At 55.9% G+C, this 1788-nt stretch carries 1 protein-coding gene; it reads right to left on the reverse strand.

The genetic code is table 11. The features are described from left to right. Positions 1 to 103: 103 nt before the first annotated feature. On the reverse strand, positions 104 to 1366 hold the full coding sequence (sstT, locus tag NE623_RS14375) for a serine/threonine transporter SstT (protein WP_256273495.1): 1263 nt from the start codon (positions 1364 to 1366) through the stop codon (positions 104 to 106). Positions 1367 to 1788 lie beyond the last annotated feature (422 nt).

Raw genomic sequence — 1788 nt, forward strand, 5'->3', positions numbered from 1 at the left:
GTTGTCCGACCATAAATCAACGCCGAGCCGGTGTTTTTTCGGCACACGCAAACAGCCCCGGACCGCACGTTGTGTGCAGTCCGGGGCTGTAGCTGTTTCTATTTTACTTGCTGCCCATAAAGCCAGGCAGGGGCTTGCCCTCCTTGAGCCACTGGTGGTACTCTGCAGTGGCGGCAAACTCCACGTCACCGGCGGAATTCAGCGCCGTCTCGACAGAATCCTGAATAACGCCGATGATGAAGCCGACGCCGACAACCTGCATAGCAATATCGTTGGAAATGCCGAACAGCGAGCACGCCATCGGAATCAGCAACAGAGAGCCGCCTGCCACGCCGGAGGCGCCGCACGCGCCCAACGCCGACAGGATGGACAGCAGAACGGCAGCGGGCACGGAAACCTGCATACCCAGCGTGTTTGCAGCGGCCAGCGCCATAATGGTGATGGTGATGGCCGCGCCGTCCATATTGATAGTTGCGCCCAGCGGGATGGAAACCGAGTAGATGTCCTTATCCAGCCCCAGCTTCTCGCACAGGGACATATTGACCGGGATGTTTGCCGCAGAGCTGCGGGTGAAGAAGGCGGTCAGGCCGCTTTCGCGCAGGCAGCGGAACACCAGCGGATAGGGGTTGCGGTGCAGATAGATGAAGATGATCAGCGGGTTAATGACCAGCGCCATAAACAGCATAGTGCCCACCAGCAGCAGCAACAACTTGCCGTACTGAGTAAAGATGGACAAGCCGTTGTCCGCTACGTTGGCAAAGACCAGACCCATAATGCCGAACGGTGCCAGATTGATAATCCAGCGTACAATCGTGGAAACCGCGTCCGCCGTGTTGGCCAGAAAGTTTTTGGTGGTGTCACTGCTCAGATTCTTCATTGCAAGGCCGAACAGGCAGGCCCACATCAGGATACCAATGTAGTTGCCGTTCATAATCGAGGCAACCGGGTTGGAGACAATGTTGGAAAGCAGGGTGTGCATAACGTCGCCCAGCCCCTGCGGCACAACGTCCGCAGTAGCGGCCTCGGCCAGAACCAGCGTCTGCGGGAAGATTTTGCTGGTCACAACGCTGAGCGCCGCCGCCACAAAGGTGGTGAGCATATACAGCCAGACCACCGTGCCGAACCGGCGGTCGAGCTTGGACGAGCCCTGCGCCAGCGCGCTTGCCACAATCACAAAGACCAGCACCGGGGCCACGCCCTTCAGCGCGCCGACAAACAGGTTGCCGAATTCCTCAATCCACACAGCGCCCGGAACCACCAGCGCCAGCAGCGCACCCACCACCAGACCGATGGCAATGCGCAGAATCAGGCTAGTCTGGTTGTACTTGTCGGCCATCGATTTGGCCGCCTTCGACAGTTGATTCATACAAATTCCTCTTCCTTATTATAATAGAGTCTTGGGTCTTTCCCCTCTTTGCTCCGCACCGCCCGCACAGGCGGCTTTGCGGAACAAGTCCCATTATAACCAAAATCAAACAGATTGCAAGAGGCGTACAGTTGTTCCATCCAGAAAAACAGTTCATTTTAAACGCTGAAGCGTGGGAAAAATTTTTATAAAAATGTTTTTGGTGAAGGTATAAGTGTTTTTGTATCGCGTACAAATTTAGTGTGTAAATGGGGATTCACAGGGTTTGCCAGGGAATTTTCTGCGGTGCGTTGATTTGTGACTGTGTTGTAGGGAGGGGGCTTAGCCCCTCAGCATTTCCCGCAGACGGTATTTTCCGGACAAGTACCCCGGGCGGAGCAGAGCCCCGCCCCTACTGCGCGTTGATTTATGGTCGGACAACA

This window comes from Gemmiger formicilis, from assembly GCF_024462815.1.
GTDB lineage: Bacteria > Bacillota > Clostridia > Oscillospirales > Ruminococcaceae > Gemmiger.